Here is a 17,878-nt window from a genome sequence, read left to right as displayed (position 1 = left end):
TATTGAAGCACATAAGAAGGTGCAATGTGGTTAGTACAGGAATGCCAGAATACGGTTCTTTTAGTGAATATAAGCATGGGTACTTATCAGGTGAGCTTATTTTAGGGTTGCTTAATGCAAGGCTAAAACCTTGCCCTACATGTAACATTATTTTATGCGTTTGCTATAAATTAAGGAATTAAGAATATCTCTACTTCAATCACTTAATTTTTTTGGAATAAATACAGTTAGTGCGGGAGCACTCATGCTTCACCCCCCCTCACTTATCCCGCTACGCATTCGTGACGGTTTTCAGGAACCTTCGGTTTCTCCGCCACCCTTCCTGCTCACTCTTTTATGTTTAGAATTCATTCTCTTCTAAGTATTAAGATGCTCGTTGATATATCGCTCAGAAGATGGTTGGCTTCCCTTAAGAATGATAAAAGCCCAATTTCAAATTGACAGAAATAGGACTTTCCAATATAGTTTAGAGTTTATGGATTGGATAGCGAAATCAATTTTATTTTTTTTGATAGGAGGTTTAGCCCAGCTTATAGATGGAACTCTCGGGATGGGATATGGAGTCACCACTTCAAGTATTTTAATCTCAATTGGAATAACTCCTTCAATTGTTAGTGCAAGCGTACATACTTCTGAAATATTTGCCAGTTTTACATCTGGTGTTTCCCACTTCAGGTTTGGAAATGTTAGCAGAAATATTCTTACTCCTCTTACTGTGTTTGGAATTATCGGAGGAGTTATCGGTGCTTTTGGGCTCGTGAGCCTTCCATTAAAACCAGTAAGGATAATAGTTGGCATCATCCTTGGAAATATGGGAATATTAATTTTGATAAGATTTGCTCTAAATAGAAACAGAGACAAGGTATTGTTATTCTATAGATACCCAAATAAATTATTCTTATCCTTCCTAGGGTTTGCAGCTGCTTTCATAGATGCTATGGGCGGTGGAGGATGGGGGCCTATCTGTACTCCAAGCCTTGTAATCAGTGGAACAGAGCCAAGAAAAGCAGTAGGTTCAGCGAATTTAGCGGAATTCTTTGTCACCATATCTATCACAATTACGTTCATAATACTCATTGGATATGAAAATTTTAGATGGGATATTGTAATTCTTTTAGTCTTGAGTGGAATACTAATTGCACCTTTTGCAGCTTATTTAAGCAAAAAAATCCCCCATCATATCCTTGGAATTTTAGTGGGAATTGGAATATTCTTGTTGAGTCTAAGAATAGTTTTAACTTCAGTGTTAAAATAAAAAAGAAAATGATAAAATTATTCATCTATTGAGACATTAAGTCATTTATTAAAATGAGCAAATTTTTTTTAAATAAACTGAGATTAACCCTGATACTCAGTCTAATTTTGAATTTATTTTTTTTATCCTGTTCAAAGAAATCTAAGAATAAAATAGAAGCTTCAGGAACAATTGAAGCTGTAGAAGTTACTCTGAGTTCAAAAGCAAGAGGAGAAATTTTAGAGATTTATGTAAAAGAAGGAGATAAAGTTGATGTGGGAGATAAAATTGCTTCAACAGATAAAACAGAACTTAAACTTCAGCTAACAGAACAATTAGCTTCCCTCACTATTGTAGAAGAGCAATTAAAACTTATAAAAAAAGGTGCGCAGAAAGAAGATATAAGGCAGGCGGAGGAATCTTTTCATAAGGCAAAAATTTATTTAGAAAATGCTGAAGACAATTTAAAAAGAACTAAAAATCTTTACGAAAAAGAAAGTGCAACATCCAAACAGATGGAAGATGCAGAGACTCAGTATAAAATAGCAATTTCTCAATTTAAGCAGACGGAAGAGGTCCTAAAAAAAATAAAAGGGGGAGCAAGAGAAGAAGAGATAAAAATTGCTGAAGCTCGAGTAAATCAAACAAAAGCTATGATAAATATCCTAAGGAAAAAAATAGAAGATTGTGAAATTACCTCTCCTGTTAAAGGATTTGTAACTGAAAAGCTTGTTGAGAAAGGAGAGTTAATCGAAATTGGATTTCCAGTTGTAGTCATTACTAATTTAGATAAAGTATTTCTTAAAATATACCTTAGTGAAATTAATCTTGGAAAGGTTTTTCTCGGTCAGAAAGCAGAAATAAGAATTGATTCATACCCGAAAAAAGTATTTATTGGAAAGGTGGTAAACATTGCAAAAGAGCCAGAATTTACTCCAAAAAATATTCAGACAAAAGAAGAAAGAGTAAAACTTGTTTATGGAATAAAAATAGAAATCGATAACCCTGAATATATCCTTAAACCTGGAATGCCAGCAGATGCATCCCTTCTATAATAATGAAACTCCCCGCTGTTGATACTTTCAATCTTTCAAAAAATTTTGGGTCCGTAAAAGCAGTGTCTTCCTTAAATTTAAAAGTTGCCCAAGGCGAAATATTTGGCCTTGTTGGTCCAGATGGAGCAGGAAAGACAACCATAATCAAAATGTTATCCGGAGTTATGAGTCCTTCTGAAGGTAATGTAAAAATACTTGGTTTTGATTTGATAAAAGAAAAAAATAAAGTTAAGCCATACATTGGCTATCTTTCTCAACAATTCACCCTTTATGGTGACCTAACCGTTGACGAAAACCTGGATTTTTTTGCTGAAATATATGAGACAAAAAACTTTAAAACAAAAAAAGATGAATTACTTAAATTTACCCGACTCACCGATTTTCGAAAAAGGTTGGCTGAAAAACTCTCTGGCGGAATGTATAAAAAACTTGCCCTCGCCTGCTCGCTTGTTCATGACCCAAAAATTGTATTTCTTGATGGGCCAACTACAGGAGTGGACGTACTATCGAGAAGAGAATTATGGAAGATTTTTGATCGTTTATTAAAAGAGGGAATCACAATATTTATTAGTACTCCCTATCTTGATGAAGCGGAAAAATTTTCAAGAGTTGCTCTTATAAATGAAGGAAAATTAATAGCTTTAGACTCTCCATATGAGATAAAAAAGAAATTTCCTTTCTCAATATTAGAAGTTAATGCATCACCTATTCGAGATGCCTATCTATTGTTGAAAAAATTCCCAAACATACTAAAAGTTTACATATTTGGAAACAGCATTCATATCGAAATTGACAGACTTAAAATAAACCAAGAGAAAATAAAATCTTTTCTTTTCGAAAATAAAATTGAAGTATCAGAAATAAGAGAAATCTTACCTTCTCTTGAAGATACTTTTATTTCTCTGCTTTCAAATTGAAAATTCTAAAATTATCATGAAAGAATTTGCAATCGAAGTTGAGAGCCTGACAAAAAAATTTGGTGATTTTTTAGCAGTGGATAACATTAGCTTTAATGTAGAAAAAGGTGAGATATTTGGTTTCCTGGGTCCAAATGGAGCAGGAAAGTCTACTTTAATCAGAATGCTATGCGGGCTTTTAGAACCATCTAATGGTACAGCAAAAGTGGGTGGATTTGACATAAGAAAAACCCATGAGAAAGTCAAAAAAAATATAGGATACATGACACAGAAATTTTCTCTTTACAATGACCTCACTGTTGAAGAAAACATAAATTTTTTTGGAGGAATATATGGATTATCTAAAGAGGAAATAAATGAAAAAATAAACTGGACATTACAGATGTCTGACTTAGAAGGAAAAGAGAAAGCGTTAACAGGAAAACTTTCAAGCGCCTGGAAACAGAGGCTTGCTTTAGGATGCGCAATTCTCCATAATCCAAAAATTGTATTTCTTGATGAGCCTACAAGTGGAGTTGATCCTATTTCTCGCAGAAATTTCTGGGAATTAATCTATGAACTCTCAGATAAAAAAATAACAATTTTTGTTACAACTCATTTTTTAGAGGAGGCTGAATATTGCAATCGCCTTGGATTAATTTATAATGGAAAACTAATTGCCATCGGAACTCCCAGAGAGCTAAAAGAAAAATCATCTTATGAAGGATTAATACCTTCTCCTACCCTCGAAGATGCCTTTGTATATCTTATGGAAAAAGAAAGGGAAGAATTCAAACATAACCCTTTGAAGTCCAAAGGATAAATTTATGATAAACCAAAGGGTTTTTTCAATATCCAAAAAAGAATTCAAACAAATTCGAAGGGATTTGAGAACTCTGATTTTACTCCTTATTTTCCCCTCCTTCCTCCTTATACTATATGGATATGCTTTAAACTTCGATGTAAAACATATTCGTATGGGAATATATGACCAATCATGCACTAAAAAAAGTAGAGATTTTATCAATTCACTAATTCATTCAGAATATTTTTACCTGAAAAAAGTATTCACAAATTCAAATGAGATTGATGAGTATATCTCCAAAGGAGAAATATCTGTGACACTAATTATTCCTAATAATTTTTCGAAATCAATTGAACGAGGAAATATGACTTCAGTTCAAATAATAATCGATGGCTCAGATTCAAACACTTCAATTGCAGCTTTAGGGTATTTAAATAGTTTTGTACAGAATTTCACAGTAAAAATAATCAACGAGAAATTAAAATCCATAGCAAATAAATCTTTTCAACTACCAATAAACTCAGAATCCAGGATGATGTACAACCCTGAACTTAAAACATCAAAATTCCTTATCCCAGGGCTTATTGTATTTATTCTTATGATAACCTCAGTTGTATCCACTACAATGTCTTTAGTAAAAGAGAAAGAAAAAGGCACGATAGAGCAATTGAAAGTAACACCAATAAAGCCATCTGAAATAATAGCAGGGAAAACCCTTCCTTATGTTCTTGTATCTCTATTTTCAACCACTATTATTCTAATTGTTGGATGGCTTTTATTTGACATCTCAATTAAAGGAAGCCTGCTACTTTTATTTATGTCAACTCTAATCTTTTTAATTGGAGCTCTTGGATATGGACTCTTTATATCTTCAATTGTTGAAAGTCAGCAGGTAGCTTTTATGATTGCCCTTTTAACAACAATGCTGCCGACAGTACTTTTATCGGGTTTTATCTTTCCCATAAAAAACATGCCAGCTATAATTCAATGGATAACCTTTATCGTGCCTGCAAGATATTTTTTAGTAATTCTCAGGGCAATAATTCTAAAAGGTGCTGGGTTTTTAGCCTTCTGGGAGCAAATCGTCGCACTGGTAATTTTTTCATCTTTTATGATTGTAGCAAGCTCAATAATGATAAATAAAAGGTTAAAATGAGGATAATAATAAATTTTATCCAAAAAGAATTTATTCAATTAAGAAGAGACCCGAGAATGTTCCCAATTCTATTCATTGCACCTGTACTACAGTTGATTATTCTTGGATATGTAGCTACTCTTGATATAAAAGAAATTCCAACTGTAGTATGTGACCTTGATAACTCAAAACAAAGCCGTGAGATTTTAAAAAGTTTTTCAAATTCAGGATATTTTTCTTTTAGATATTTTGTCGATTCTCCAAAACATATAGATAAATATCTTGAAAGTGGAAAAGCCATTGTTTCAATAACAATTCCAAAAGGATTTATCAAAGAGATAAAGAGGGGAAGAGGAACGGACATTCAACTTTTATTCGATGCATCTGATGCCAACACTGCCAACATAGCAAGAAACTATTCCCAGATGATTTCAATGAATTACTCAAAAATTTCATTAACAAAACATCACTCAAGATTGAAAATTTTACAAAAAGAAAGAGCTTCTCAGATAAACGCAGAACCTCGGGTCTGGTATAACCCCGAGCTTAAAAGCTCTAATTTTATGGTTCCTGCAGTAGTATGTTTAATACTTACTGTTATGACAACAATTCTGACAGCGATGGCAATTGTTAAGGAAAAAGAAATGGGTACATTGGAACAGATTATAGTAACACCAATTAAACCTTTTCAATTAATCCTTGGGAAGCTCTTGCCTTTCACTATTATAGGGTTTATCGATGTAATCCTTGTTGTAGTTATCGGAACTTTTTGGTTTAAAGTTCCAATTAAAGGAAGCGTTCTTCTTCTCTTTGCGCTAAGTTCATTATTTCTACTCACTTCCCTTGGACTCGGACTTTTCATTTCAACAATCTCAAAAACACAACAGCAGGCAATGGTCACCTCAGCATTTTTTATAATGTTTCCATCGATCATTCTTTCAGGGTTCATCTTTCCGATAAACAACATGCCAAAAATAATTCAGGCTATTACATATATAATTCCTTTGAGATATTTTCTTACAATAATAAGAAATATTTTCCTCAAAGGAACTGGAATAGAATTTTTATGGGATGAAACTTTAGCTCTCTTCCTACTTGGAGTCATAATAATGACCCTCAGTGTAATCAGATTTAGAAAAAAATTAGATTAATAAACAAGCAATTTTGACACATGAAATCGAAAAAGAATATAATTTTGTGATGAAAAAGGGGCTCGAGAATTATATACTTCCTGGTTCTCCAGAAGAAGAGCTGATTAACAAAATAGACTTCTCAAGGCTGCCGTGCCATATTGCCATCATAATGGATGGAAACGGAAGATGGGCAAAACAGAGAAACTTAAAAAGAATCGAAGGACATAAAGCAGGAATTGAATCAGTAAAAGAAACGGTTGAAGCCTGTGGGAGAATCGGAATAAAATATCTGACCCTTTACGCTTTTTCCAAAGAAAACTGGAGAAGGCCAAGAACAGAGGTAAACTTCCTTATGAATTTAATGAAAGAATACCTATACAAAGAAAAAGATATTCTGATTAAAAACAAAATCAAGTTAAATGTGATCGGAAGAATCTCTGAACTTCCCAAAGATATACAAACAGAGTTAAAAAGAGCAATCGAGGAAACAAAAAATTTCAAAAATTTTAATCTTATCATTGCTCTGAATTATGGCGGAAGAACTGAGATAATCGATGCCGTTAATAAAATACTCGATTCAAAAATCATTAAAATTAACGAAAATATTTTTAAAAAATTCCTTTACAACCCTGACCTTCCTGACCCTGACCTCCTTATAAGGACTTCAGGAGAATTGAGAGTATCTAATTTTCTTCTCTGGCAGATCGCTTATACAGAACTCTGGATAACTCCTGTCCTATGGCCAGACTTTAGAAAAATTCATCTTTTACAGGCAATTGTTAATTACCAGAAAAGAGAAAGAAGGTTTGGAAGAATATGAACGGAACAAATTTATTCAACAATTTAAAAAAAAGAGTGCCGATAGCAATAATTTTATTGACCATTGCATATTTAGCCATTATGTATCTTCCTGATTTATTTTTTTTTCTCCTCCTCCAAATTGTAATAATATTATGCTTGAGAGAGTTCTATTCTCTTTCTAAAATCAAAAAATTCAATCCGAGTTTTCTTTTAGGAGCTCTTGTTTCAATCTTGCTTGCCTTTGAAATCTATACAAAGTTTTTTTCCTGGGATTTCTTACTTTTCATTCTTATACTCATTATTTCCTTTTATTTTCTTATCTCTACCAATTCTAAAGAAAAATTACCAGATTTCTTCCCCAATATCTCAATAACACTATTCGGAATTTTCTATATAAGTTTTACACTGAATTTCCTCTTCTATTTAAAAATAATTTCACCCCTGTTAATTCTTTTCCTTTTACTCGTTATCTATTTAGGGGACACAGGAGCATATTTTATTGGTTATCTTTTTGGAAATAGGAAAATCTTTCCTATTGCATCTCCTAACAAAACCCTTGAAGGTTTTTTCGGAGGAATTGTTTTTAGCCTTCTTGGTGGCATAATTGGATACTACGCAATCATTCCCGGATTTCCTTATGAAAAAATTCTACTAACTTCAATTCTTTTAAGTCTTGTGGCCCAATTGAGCGATCCATTTGAATCTTTATTCAAAAGAGCATCTGAAGTAAAAAATTCATCATCCCTCCTTGGAGAACATGGCGGAATATTGGACAGACTTGATTCCCTCATTTTTTCTTCTCCGTTTTTCTATTTTATTATAAAATTCTATTTAGAAAAATGAAGAAAATCTGTATTCTTGGGTCTACAGGTTCCATAGGAAGAAGTGTCCTCGAAGTAGTAGAAAAATACCATAAAAACTTCAAGGTTATCGGATTGTCAGCAGGAGAAAATTTTGAACTCCTGATAGAGCAAATAAAAAAATTTTCTCCAGAAATTGTCTCGATCAGGAAAAAAGAACATGCCAATGAAATCAAAAAATACATAAAAAATAATTCGGTCAAAGTATGCTGGGGAGAAGATAGTGCAAAGGAAGTAGCTTCATATCCTGATTGCGATATAGTTGTTTCATCAATAGTAGGAATATCAGGGCTTCTTCCAACCTATGAGGCAATTAAAAGTGGTAAAACTGTAGCTCTTGCTAACAAAGAATCTCTTGTTACAGCCGGACCAATTCTCATGGAAGAAGCAAAGAGGAAGAATGCAAAAATAATTCCAATAGATTCTGAGCATAATGCAATTTTTCAGCTTTTGAAAAACACTGAAAGAAAAGAAATAAAAAAAACAATCATAACTGCTTCTGGAGGCCCATTTCTTCATCATTCTTTGGATGAAATGAGCAATGTAACAGTTGAAGAAGCCCTCACTCATCCTAAATGGAAAATGGGAAAGAAAATATCCATAGATTCAGCTTCAATGATGAACAAAGGCTTAGAAATTATCGAAGCACGCTGGCTTTTTGACCTTCATCCAGATCAGATCGAGGTGTATATTCATCCCCAGAGCATCATCCATTCTCTCGTGGAATTCATCGATGGATCAATTATAGCCTATTTAAGCCAGAACGACATGAAAATTCCCATTCAGTATGCTCTTTTTTATCCGAAAAGACCAACAAGCATGATAAAAAGAGTGAACCTTGAAGATCTGGCTCCGTTTGAATTCTACAAAGTAGACCCGAAAAAATTCCCCTGTCTTTCTCTTTCCATACAAGCACTGAAAGAAGGCGAGTCTATGCCTATTGTGTTGAATGCAGCCAATGAAATTGCTGTCAATTTGTTCCTGCAAAGAAAAATTAAATTCACGTATATTCCAGAATTAATAGAAAAAATTATGAATAACCACAAAAAAGAAAAGATTGAAAACATTGAGACTGTATTAAAATTAGATAGATGGGCAAGAGCTAAATCTTTTGAAATAGCAAAAAAATCAGGAGGAATTAATTGATAGAATCTATATTGGGAAGAATATTATCATTCATAGTCGTTCTTGGAATAATGGTTTTCTTCCATGAATTTGGTCATTTCATAACGGCAAGATTAATTGGAGTTAGGATAGAAACATTTTCATTCGGTTTTGGAAAAAGACTCTTTGGAATAAGAAGGAAAAATACAGATTATCGAGTGAGCCTGATTCCTCTTGGTGGTTACGTAAAAATGGCAGGAGAAGAACCAAATGAAGAAAGACAGGGCCTTCCCGATGAATTCCTCTCAAGAAAGAGATGGGAAAGATTTCTAATTCTTATAATGGGTGCTGTTATGAATATAATCCTTGCAGTTTTCTTTATTACACTGGTGAACCTCATAGGTGTTTCAATTCCTGCTTATCTTGAAAAACAGGCAAGGATTGGCTGGATAGAAGAAGGCTCGCCAGCTGAAAAAGCAAATCTCCATGTAGGAGATATAATACTCAGTATCGACGGAAAAGAAATCAATAACTGGAAGGATGTTGAAATCATTATTTCAACAAACCCAAAGAAATCCCTTCAGGTAAAAATAAAAAGAAATTACGAAGTTATGAATTTAATCCTGAATACTGAATCTCAGACTCCCTTTGAAATGGGTTATGCAGGATTCTACTGGGAGCTTCCTCCTAAGATAGGATTTATTGTCTCCGGATTTCCTGCTTCAAAAGCTGGATTAAAAGAAGGAGACCTCATTACTAAAATAAATAGAAAACCCATCGAAAATTACTATGGGTTGAGAAAAATTGTGAGGGCAAACCCGAATACTGAATTAACATTTACAGTCAAAAGAAACATGGAATTGAAAGAAATAAAAATAATTCCTTATAAACAGGATGATTTTGGGATGATAGGGATAAATCCTGAAATTGAAACTTCAATAAAAAGATATTCTTTTTTCAGTGCCATAGGGAATAGCATTCATGAAAACTGGAAAATGGCATTTCTTGTGTTTGATGTATTAAGAAAGCTATTCTCAGGAAAGATATCTATAAAAACCCTGAGTGGACCCCTTGAGATTGCTGATTTTTCTTACCATGCAGTCCGTTCAGGTTTCATCTCCTTCATCTCTTTTATGGCTCTTATATCTCTTCAACTTGGAATTTTTAATCTGATTCCGATTCCAGGCCTTGATGGAGGACATATATTTATTCTTACGTTAGAGAGTATCATAAGAAAAGATTTCAGCTTAAAACTTAAAGAGATTGTTATTCAAATTGGATTTGGCTTTCTCATTCTTCTGATGGTATTTATCATTATTAATGATATTGTGAAGAAATTTCCTAAAGGATGGGAAACAATCTTTCCCTGGTAAATAAATGATAACCAGAAGAAAAACAAGAAAAATCTATGTGGGAAGTGTTCCCATTGGAGGAGATGCTCCAATATCTGTTCAATCGATGACAAAAACTGATACAAGGAATGTCAAAGAGACTCTTTCGCAGATATTCAGGTTGAAAGAAGCCGGATGCGAAATAGTAAGGGTTTCTGTACCGGATAAAGAATCAGTTAGAGCGTTAAAGGAAATAAAAAAAGAATCGCCTCTTCCTGTAATAGCAGATATACATTTTAATCATAGATTGGCGCTTGAATCTATTGAGAATGGGGCTGATTGCCTCAGAATAAATCCAGGAAACATAGGAGATAAAGAAAAGCTAAAAACCATAATAAAGTCAGCAAAAAATAAAGAGATTTCAATCAGAATTGGAATTAATTCAGGTTCTCTGGAAAAACACATTCTGAAGAAATATGGTGCTACAACCGCAGAAGCAATGGTTGAAAGCGCTTTGAATAACATTAAATTTTTTGAGGACATGGATTTTCGAGATATAAAAATTTCAATAAAAGCATCAGATGTTGAAAGAACAGTTAAGGCATACAGGCTACTTGGAGAAAAAGTTGATTATCCCTTTCATGTAGGAATCACTGAAGCTGGAACTTATTTTTCTGGCACGATAAAATCCTCTATTGGGATCGGAATTCTTCTCTATGAAGGAATCGGAGACACCATAAGAGTATCGTTAACATCCAACCCAGAAGAAGAAGTAAAAGTTGCCTGGGAAATACTAAAAAGTCTGGGATTGAGGAAAAGAGGCGTTGAAATTGTTTCATGTCCGACATGTTCCAGGCTTGAAGTAAATCTTATCCCGATTGTTTCAGAAATTGAAAGAAGGCTCGCAAACCTCGATTATCCATTGCACCTTGCAATAATGGGATGTGTTGTTAATGGTCCAGGAGAGGCTTCAGAGGCTGAGATAGGATTAGCATGCGGGAAAGGAGTCGGACTTATATACAGGAAAGGAGAGATACAAAAAAAAGTAAAAGAAGATGAAATGATTGATGAATTAATTAAAACAATAAATATTTATTTAAAAGAAAAAACTATCGACTTTAAAATATTATAATTTAAACCAGGGTTATCTTTTAACTATTTCATGAACTCCTTTTTTCACATATTCATCGTAAATAAAACCTGGTGACATTTCTTTTGTATGGCACGTCAAACATACCTTCTCATCCGGTTTTCCAACTATAAATTTAGCTTTTTCGTCTCTTTTTGCCGAGTAATGAGATGAACCAGGGCCGTGGCAGCTTTCACATGTAATATTAATTAAATTATCATTTGACTTTGACAAATTAAACCCTCCATTTAACTCAAACCCTGTCGTATGACACCTAACACAATCAGGAGATTTAGGAGCTTCTTCCGGAATTAAGCTGCTTACATTATGACTCTTTAAAAAATTGTTTACTTTTGCTTTATCTTTTAGAGATTTATAAGCTTTTGCATGAGGAGTTTTGACCCATGAATTATAAATTTGAATATGACAGGGTTTGCATTTTGCAATACCTAAATAAGTTGCTTCTGTTTCACTGTTTGGGAATGAATAACCCAGAAAAACAAAGATGAAAATAATAAATAAAAATATAATTGAAGTTTTCATTTTCTCCTTCTTCTAAAATTAATTTATTAAAATATTTTAAAAAAGAGGGTATAATAATATATTATACCCCTAAATTCTTTTTTTAAAACATACTGCGCATGATTATCAGATATTCATTGACTTTACCGGTTTTTGGACTCGTCAAATCGAATCGTGCCATAAAACCAATCTTCCAATTATCTCTTGCCACATACCAGAGCGAAGGGGTTATCTTCTTATAATCTGTTATTTTCGGATCATCATAATCAGTAGAATCATATCGAATATGATAATAGATATTATTATGGAGATATCCACATTGAGCTAAAATGCCTTTATGGGCTACCTCTGTTGGTTTTGTCGATGTAAGGTACCAGTTATCATCTTTACCATTTACATATGCAAAAATTGCATCAAATGCTCCTGTTCTTATATTGAATGCCGGGGAAATCCTTGTAAAATTATTTCTCTTCTGCGATGTAGCTGTATCCTTTGTATCAACTCCTTTGAAGGCAAAAAGTGATATTGAACTCCCTTCCAACATTCCTGAGGGCATTTCGAGTCGAACTACTCCCCAGTAATTTTTGAAATCATTAACATCTGTTACCTTTGCCCCACCTTGAACTCCAACCTCAAAAAGAAATGGAACCTTATATCCATAAATACTTAACGATGGTTTACCACCGCCAATGTCTACAGAATCTTCGCCTTTACCTCCAGAAGATTTAACACTACGCCATGCTTCTGCTGGTGGAATCATTCTTAATCTGCCTGAAGCAGCATGCCACTCGGTAGGAGCGAGTTGCCCAAACCTAATGTTGAAAAGGCTTGTTCCAAATAGATTATGTAAACCAACCTTCAACCAATGAACCTCTATCTTATCCGCCTGGAATTCAATTTCTGCAAATGTTGAGACATTCTTAAAAATAGTTCCGCCAGGGAAGATCTGAACCCATGAAGGTTTTCCAAAATCATAAGAAGTAACCATTTTCCCATTTTTATTAAGACTGTGTGTTTTAATTTCTACTAAAGATAAGTTCAGCCTGACACCAACAAAATCCCCTACCTCTCCAATTGTAAGCTTGTTTCCAATTGCTTTTTTACCTACCTCATCCCCATCTTGAGTTTCTGGCATTTGATATCCATTACGCATAAATTTTTCCCCAAAATAATTCAACCTTGGAAACACAGAATGGCAAGTATTACAACTTACACCATATTTCCTTGTCCACTGGGAAAGTGGAAATAAATATGAATTACCAAGAAACCCGAATATTAGAATAACAGCTGGAATAAACATAACTCTACGTAAATAAACTTTACTCATATAGCTCATCCTCCTTTAAAAAAATATTGTGTAAAACATATATATTTTAGTAGCAATTCTAATGCCAAATCAAGAGTAAATAAAATATGATCAATTTCTTTATTTAAAAGGTTTTATTTTCTCTTTTTCATATTCATAAAAACATAAGCAAACCCCATTCAATGTTTATTAGATTTTTAACTTATTAAACAAATTTAAGATTATTTTCTTAATTTTAAGAAAAAAATTCTTTTTCAGAAAGAAGATATTCTCAGGTTTAAGGATATGCTAATTAATTTATTAATATGTGGTTTATTTGACTATTCTAATGGGTTATATGACTACTTTTAAAATCTTTTACATTTATTTTATACTTTTTTATTTTATACCTGATAGCATCTCTACCAATACTCAACAATTCAGCTGCTTTTTTCTGATTCCCTTTACTTTTCTGTAAGGCCTTGATTATTAAACTCTTTTCAATATTTTCAAGAGATGCACCACATTCAGGGATTTCAAATAGAATATCAGGATTTAATTCATTCTTTTCTTTAATCTTAATGGGTAAATTCTCAGAATGGAGAATAGAATCATCTTCCAGAATCATGGCTCTTTCAACAGCATTTTTTAATTCTCTTACATTTCCTGGCCAGTCATACTCCAAAAGTATCTTTTTAGCGTTTGTTTCTATTGATTTTATATTCTTTTTAAGTTTTTGATTCAATATATTTATAAAATGATTTGCAAGGGGAAGAATATCTTCTTTTCTTTCCCTGAGAGGAGGTAATTTAATGGGAAATAGATTCAATCGATAAAATAAATCTTTCCTGAAATCCCCTTTTTCTACATCTTTCTCCAATTCATGATTGGAAGCTGCTATTACCCTCACATCAACATATATTTCATGAATTCCCCCTATTCTTCTAAAATAATTATCTTCAAGAACTCTCAATAATTTTACCTGAAGAGCTGGCTTCATATCTCCTATCTCATCAAGAAAAATTGTTCCTCCGTCAGCCACTTCAAACAATCCTTTCTTTTGAGCTTTGGCATCAGTAAAAGCACCTTTTTCATAGCCAAATAATTCACTTTCCAGAAGATTTTCAGGCAAAGTTGAACAATTTATAGGGATAAAAGGGCCATAGCTTCTTTTCGAATTATAATGAATAAATTTTGCAAATAATTCTTTGCCCGTTCCACTTTCTCCTAAAAGTAATACTGTAGATGCTTCACTTCTGGCTACTTTCAATGCGAGATCTAATGCTTCTTTTATCCTGAAAGAGTCGCCAACAATTTTGTCAGTCAATGCTTCTTCTTTCTCTTTCTCCTTATAAAAAATTATTTCTTCTTTAAGAAAGTGAGCTTCAAGGGAATTTTTAACAAGATTTTCTAAAACCTCATAATTTATTGGTTTTGTTATAAAATCAAAAGCTCCTTCTTTGATTGAAAAAACTGCATCTTCAATCGTTCCGTATGCTGTTATAACAATAACAGAAATGTTCGGATTTATTTTTTTAATTTCTTTCAAAACATCTGTCCCTTTCAAATCAGGAAGAATTAAGTCAAGAATGACTAAATTAGGATTTATTCTCTGAGTTTCTTCAATAGCACTTTTTCCTGTTGATGCTTCGAATGGGATATATCCCCATTTTTCTAATTTCTTTTTCAGATTCCACCTTATTAAATATTCATCATCTACTATCAGAATCCGGGCTTTCTTCATAATTTTATATTTCCAAATTTTTAATAAAAGGAAAAAAAATTGAAACAATTGTGCCTTGACCTTCTTCACTCTCAATACTTATTCGACCTTTATGGTTCTCAATAATTCTCTTACATACAGAAAGTCCAAGACCTGTACCTCTTGGTTTTGTTGTAAAAAAAGGCTTGAAAACTAACGGCATATTCTCTTTTGGAATTCCTCTTCCATTATCAATAATCTTTATTTCAATACCTTTTTTATTTAATACATTCAGAATTAAGGATATCTTCCCCTCATTCTCTATTGATTCAATGCTATTCATTAACAGATTTACCAGTACCTGTTGAACTTGATCTTCATCAAGGTATTGATTTGGAAGGTTAACAGGACACAGAGAATTGAATTCAATCTTTTTGTTGAAATAATAAAACTCAACTATTTTTATAGCATTTTTAACTATTCTGCACATGTTTGACATAACAAGCTGAGGCTGCTTTGGTTTAGCGTAAATCAAGAACTCCTTGATAACTTCATTTATCCTGTCAATTTGAGAAAGAACTGCATTAAGTATATCCCTTAAATTCTCTTTCTTAGGGTTCTCCTCAATTATAGTCTCAAGAGCTCCTTTTATACCTGTAAGGGGGTTTTTTATCTCATGAGCCAATCCTGCTCCGAGTTCTCCAAGGGATGCAAGATGTTCTGCATATCTCATCTCTTCACTGTGAATTCTTTCTTTTTCGGCATAAATCTCTTCAACCCTTTCTGCCATATGGTTGAACTTCTCTCCCAACTGAGAAATTTCATCATTTCCTCTGAAATTGGCTCTAACTTTGAAATTCCCCTTTTCGATTTCTCTCATATACTTTAAAATTGAGACAATTGGATTATTTATGTATTTTTTGAAGGCTATCCTTAAAAATAAAAATGTCAAAATTAAGATAACTAATGAAATCAATACCATTCTTTCTGTGTCTTCTTCTGTTATTTTTTTAATTCTATTAAAGTTAAATTTTATGTATAAAAATCCGTTAATTTTCTTTTCAGGATTATGGCAGGAGTAACATCTATGATTATTCGTTATTGACTTAACATAGAAAAAGCTTGTTTTTTCTTTTTTAAAATATGGTTCTTTTTTGTTGCTTTTTAAAATCTCACCAATAGCTTCTTTAATTTCCATTTCGACTTTCTTCCCAATTTCTTCCTTTACAGAAGAGGACACTATTTTTCCTACATCAGAAACGATCTTAAAATTTACAATTTCATTTTTTATAGATATGTTCGTTATGATCTTTTGAACCAGCTCTATTTTCCCTTCTACCATAGGAGCTGTAAGAACATTTTCAATGGATGAACTTAAAATACTTATGTTCTCCTTTGACACAGAATCTTCCAAAATAGAACGGTATTTAAGGTCATAGTAATTCAAAATCCCAATGCTTATTATTAAAGTCAACAATACAATAATAGAAATTTTAAATTTCAAGGTTAAAAACAATTTTTTCTTCATCCTTGATTTATAAGCAATTATTATGCCATCTTTCTATGTCTCTATCTTTTCCTGATATGCCTTATTCGAGAAATTGATATATAGATTTTTGTATAGCTTTCATTCTCTTCTCTATGAATAATCACTTCAGAATTATAATGAAAAAAATATGATAAATGGTAATAGATAATGTTTTTTACTGCTTACTGTCCATTGCTTATTGAAGCAGTCTTCTTGCAATTACGATTCTCTGAATTTCAGAGGTTCCTTCATATATTGTGGTTACTCTCGCATCTCTGAAAAGTTTTTCTATCAAATATTCCTTTGAATATCCATAGGCTCCATGAATCTGAAGAGCATTATAGACCACCCTATTTGCAATTTCAGAAGCGTAGAGTTTTGCCATAGAGGCTTCTTTTGTGTACTGCTTTCCTTGATCTTTTAGATAAGCTGCTCTGTAAGTTAAAAGTCTTGCAGCTTCTATTTGAGTTGCCATTTCTGAAATCATAAACTGTATAGCCTGGAACTCTGAAATTGATTTACCGAATGCTTTTCTCTCTTTTGAGTATTTGATTGCCTCCTCCATGGCACTCTGGGCTATTCCTACTGCCTGGGCAGCAACCCCTATTCTTGAGGCATCAAGGGCAGTAAAGGCAATTTTTAATCCTATTCCCTCTTCTCCTAAAAGGTTTGATTCAGGGACAATGCAATCTTCAAGAAATAATTCTCCGGTCTTGGAAGACCTGATGCCCATCTTATCTTCAATTTTAGCTAATTTAAGACCAGGCGAATCTTTATCAATTATAAAAGCGCTAATGGATTTTGAGCCAGCGATTGGAGATGTTTTAGCCATTACAATGAATGCTCCTGCTATAGAACTTGATGTTATCCAGTTCTTTGTTCCGTTTAGAATGTATAAATTTCCTTTTCTCTCCGCCTTTGTTTGAATACCCTGAGCATCAGAGCCGGCACCAGGTTCAGTAAGAGAAAAAGCTCCAATAAAATCTCCTCTTCCAGCTGGTACTAAATATCTTCTTTTCTGGGCTTCACTCCCAAATTTAGCTATTGGATAACAAAAGGCACAATTGTGAACTGACAAAGTAATGGAAGTTGAAGGACATACCCTCGATATTTCCTCGTAAACAATACATGAAGAAACAAGGTCTAAATTACTTCCTCCATATTCAGATGGAACTGACATTCCCATGATGCCGAGACCTGCTAATTTTTTAAATATTTCTTCAGGAAACAGCCCTTTCTCCTCAAACTCTTTAACATTTGGCCTCATCTCTTTTTCCACAAATTCGTGTACCATCTCTTTTAAAAGCTCCTGTTCTTCGGTAAATTCAATTTTCATAATTATTCCCTTGATGGATGGT

17 protein-coding genes are annotated in these 17,878 nt (G+C 33.1%); 12 read left to right on the top strand and 5 right to left on the bottom strand.

The features are described 5' to 3' along the window. From AB1410_11770 to ispG, 12 genes are all read left to right on the top strand, one after another. Positions 1 to 182 (top strand): hypothetical protein (locus AB1410_11770; protein MEW6457378.1); only part of this gene is annotated, 182 nt, incomplete at its 5' end. A 293-nt stretch (positions 183 to 475) separates the two neighbouring features. Further along, positions 476 to 1,255 carry a sulfite exporter TauE/SafE family protein gene (locus tag AB1410_11765; protein MEW6457377.1) on the top strand — a complete coding sequence of 260 codons (780 nt, stop codon included), beginning with the start codon at positions 476 to 478 and terminating at the stop codon, positions 1,253 to 1,255. A gap of 53 nt (positions 1,256 to 1,308) precedes the next feature. Continuing rightward, a complete protein-coding gene (locus tag AB1410_11760; protein MEW6457376.1) occupies positions 1,309 to 2,289 on the top strand; it encodes an efflux RND transporter periplasmic adaptor subunit in 981 nt (326 codons plus the stop codon). Between the two features lie 2 nt (positions 2,290 to 2,291). Continuing rightward, the gene (locus AB1410_11755; protein ID MEW6457375.1) at positions 2,292 to 3,206 is read left to right on the top strand and encodes an ABC transporter ATP-binding protein; all 915 of its coding nucleotides are present in this window, start codon (positions 2,292 to 2,294) and stop codon (positions 3,204 to 3,206) included. A gap of 16 nt (positions 3,207 to 3,222) precedes the next feature. Beyond that, positions 3,223 to 4,008, top strand: a complete 786-nt coding sequence (locus AB1410_11750) for an ABC transporter ATP-binding protein (GenBank protein ID MEW6457374.1) — start codon at positions 3,223 to 3,225, stop codon at positions 4,006 to 4,008. A gap of 4 nt (positions 4,009 to 4,012) precedes the next feature. Then, on the top strand, positions 4,013 to 5,146 hold the full coding sequence (locus tag AB1410_11745) for an ABC transporter permease (GenBank protein MEW6457373.1): 1,134 nt from the start codon (positions 4,013 to 4,015) through the stop codon (positions 5,144 to 5,146). Further along, positions 5,143 to 6,276, top strand: coding sequence for an ABC transporter permease (locus AB1410_11740; GenBank protein ID MEW6457372.1), 1,134 nt, complete (start codon positions 5,143 to 5,145; stop codon positions 6,274 to 6,276). The genes AB1410_11745 and AB1410_11740 overlap by 4 nt, the downstream gene beginning before the upstream one ends. A 13-nt stretch (positions 6,277 to 6,289) precedes the next feature. Next, a complete protein-coding gene (locus AB1410_11735; protein MEW6457371.1) occupies positions 6,290 to 7,078 on the top strand; it encodes an isoprenyl transferase in 789 nt (262 codons plus the stop codon). Further along, complete coding sequence (locus tag AB1410_11730) at positions 7,075 to 7,902, top strand: phosphatidate cytidylyltransferase (GenBank protein MEW6457370.1); 828 nt, start codon at positions 7,075 to 7,077, stop codon at positions 7,900 to 7,902. Before AB1410_11735 ends, AB1410_11730 begins: the two co-directional genes overlap by 4 nt. Further along, positions 7,899 to 9,065, top strand: coding sequence for a 1-deoxy-D-xylulose-5-phosphate reductoisomerase (locus tag AB1410_11725; protein MEW6457369.1), 1,167 nt, complete (start codon positions 7,899 to 7,901; stop codon positions 9,063 to 9,065). The genes AB1410_11730 and AB1410_11725 overlap by 4 nt, the downstream gene beginning before the upstream one ends. Beyond that, complete coding sequence (rseP, locus tag AB1410_11720) at positions 9,062 to 10,396, top strand: RIP metalloprotease RseP (GenBank protein ID MEW6457368.1); 1,335 nt, start codon at positions 9,062 to 9,064, stop codon at positions 10,394 to 10,396. Before AB1410_11725 ends, rseP begins: the two co-directional genes overlap by 4 nt. A gap of 4 nt (positions 10,397 to 10,400) precedes the next feature. Continuing rightward, positions 10,401 to 11,486, top strand: coding sequence for a flavodoxin-dependent (E)-4-hydroxy-3-methylbut-2-enyl-diphosphate synthase (gene ispG, locus AB1410_11715; protein MEW6457367.1), 1,086 nt, complete (start codon positions 10,401 to 10,403; stop codon positions 11,484 to 11,486). A 12-nt stretch (positions 11,487 to 11,498) separates the two neighbouring features. Here ispG and AB1410_11710 read toward each other — a convergent pair whose 3' ends face one another. From AB1410_11710 to AB1410_11690, 5 genes are all read right to left on the bottom strand, one after another. Then, positions 11,499 to 12,026 (bottom strand): cytochrome c family protein, encoded by a 528-nt coding sequence (locus AB1410_11710; GenBank protein MEW6457366.1) that lies wholly within the window; start codon positions 12,024 to 12,026, stop codon positions 11,499 to 11,501. An 82-nt stretch (positions 12,027 to 12,108) separates the two neighbouring features. Further along, entirely contained in the window at positions 12,109 to 13,332 is a 1,224-nt protein-coding gene (locus AB1410_11705; GenBank protein MEW6457365.1) for a hypothetical protein, read from the bottom strand. 304 nt (positions 13,333 to 13,636) lie between these two features. Beyond that, positions 13,637 to 15,034, bottom strand: coding sequence for a sigma-54 dependent transcriptional regulator (locus AB1410_11700; GenBank protein MEW6457364.1), 1,398 nt, complete (start codon positions 15,032 to 15,034; stop codon positions 13,637 to 13,639). A 4-nt stretch (positions 15,035 to 15,038) separates the two neighbouring features. Next, positions 15,039 to 16,520: an ATP-binding protein gene (locus AB1410_11695; protein ID MEW6457363.1), complete on the bottom strand. Its 1,482-nt coding sequence runs from the start codon at positions 16,518 to 16,520 to the stop codon at positions 15,039 to 15,041. A gap of 196 nt (positions 16,521 to 16,716) precedes the next feature. Further along, the gene (locus tag AB1410_11690) at positions 16,717 to 17,856 is read right to left on the bottom strand and encodes an acyl-CoA dehydrogenase (GenBank protein MEW6457362.1); all 1,140 of its coding nucleotides are present in this window, start codon (positions 17,854 to 17,856) and stop codon (positions 16,717 to 16,719) included. Between the last annotated feature and the right edge of the window lie 22 nt (positions 17,857 to 17,878).

This window comes from Acidobacteriota bacterium, assembly GCA_040756905.1.
Classification (GTDB): Bacteria; Acidobacteriota; Aminicenantia; order JBFLYD01; family JBFLYD01; genus JBFLYD01.
Note: the sequence above shows the minus strand (reverse complement) of the source record. Positions and strands in the feature narration are given on the sequence as shown.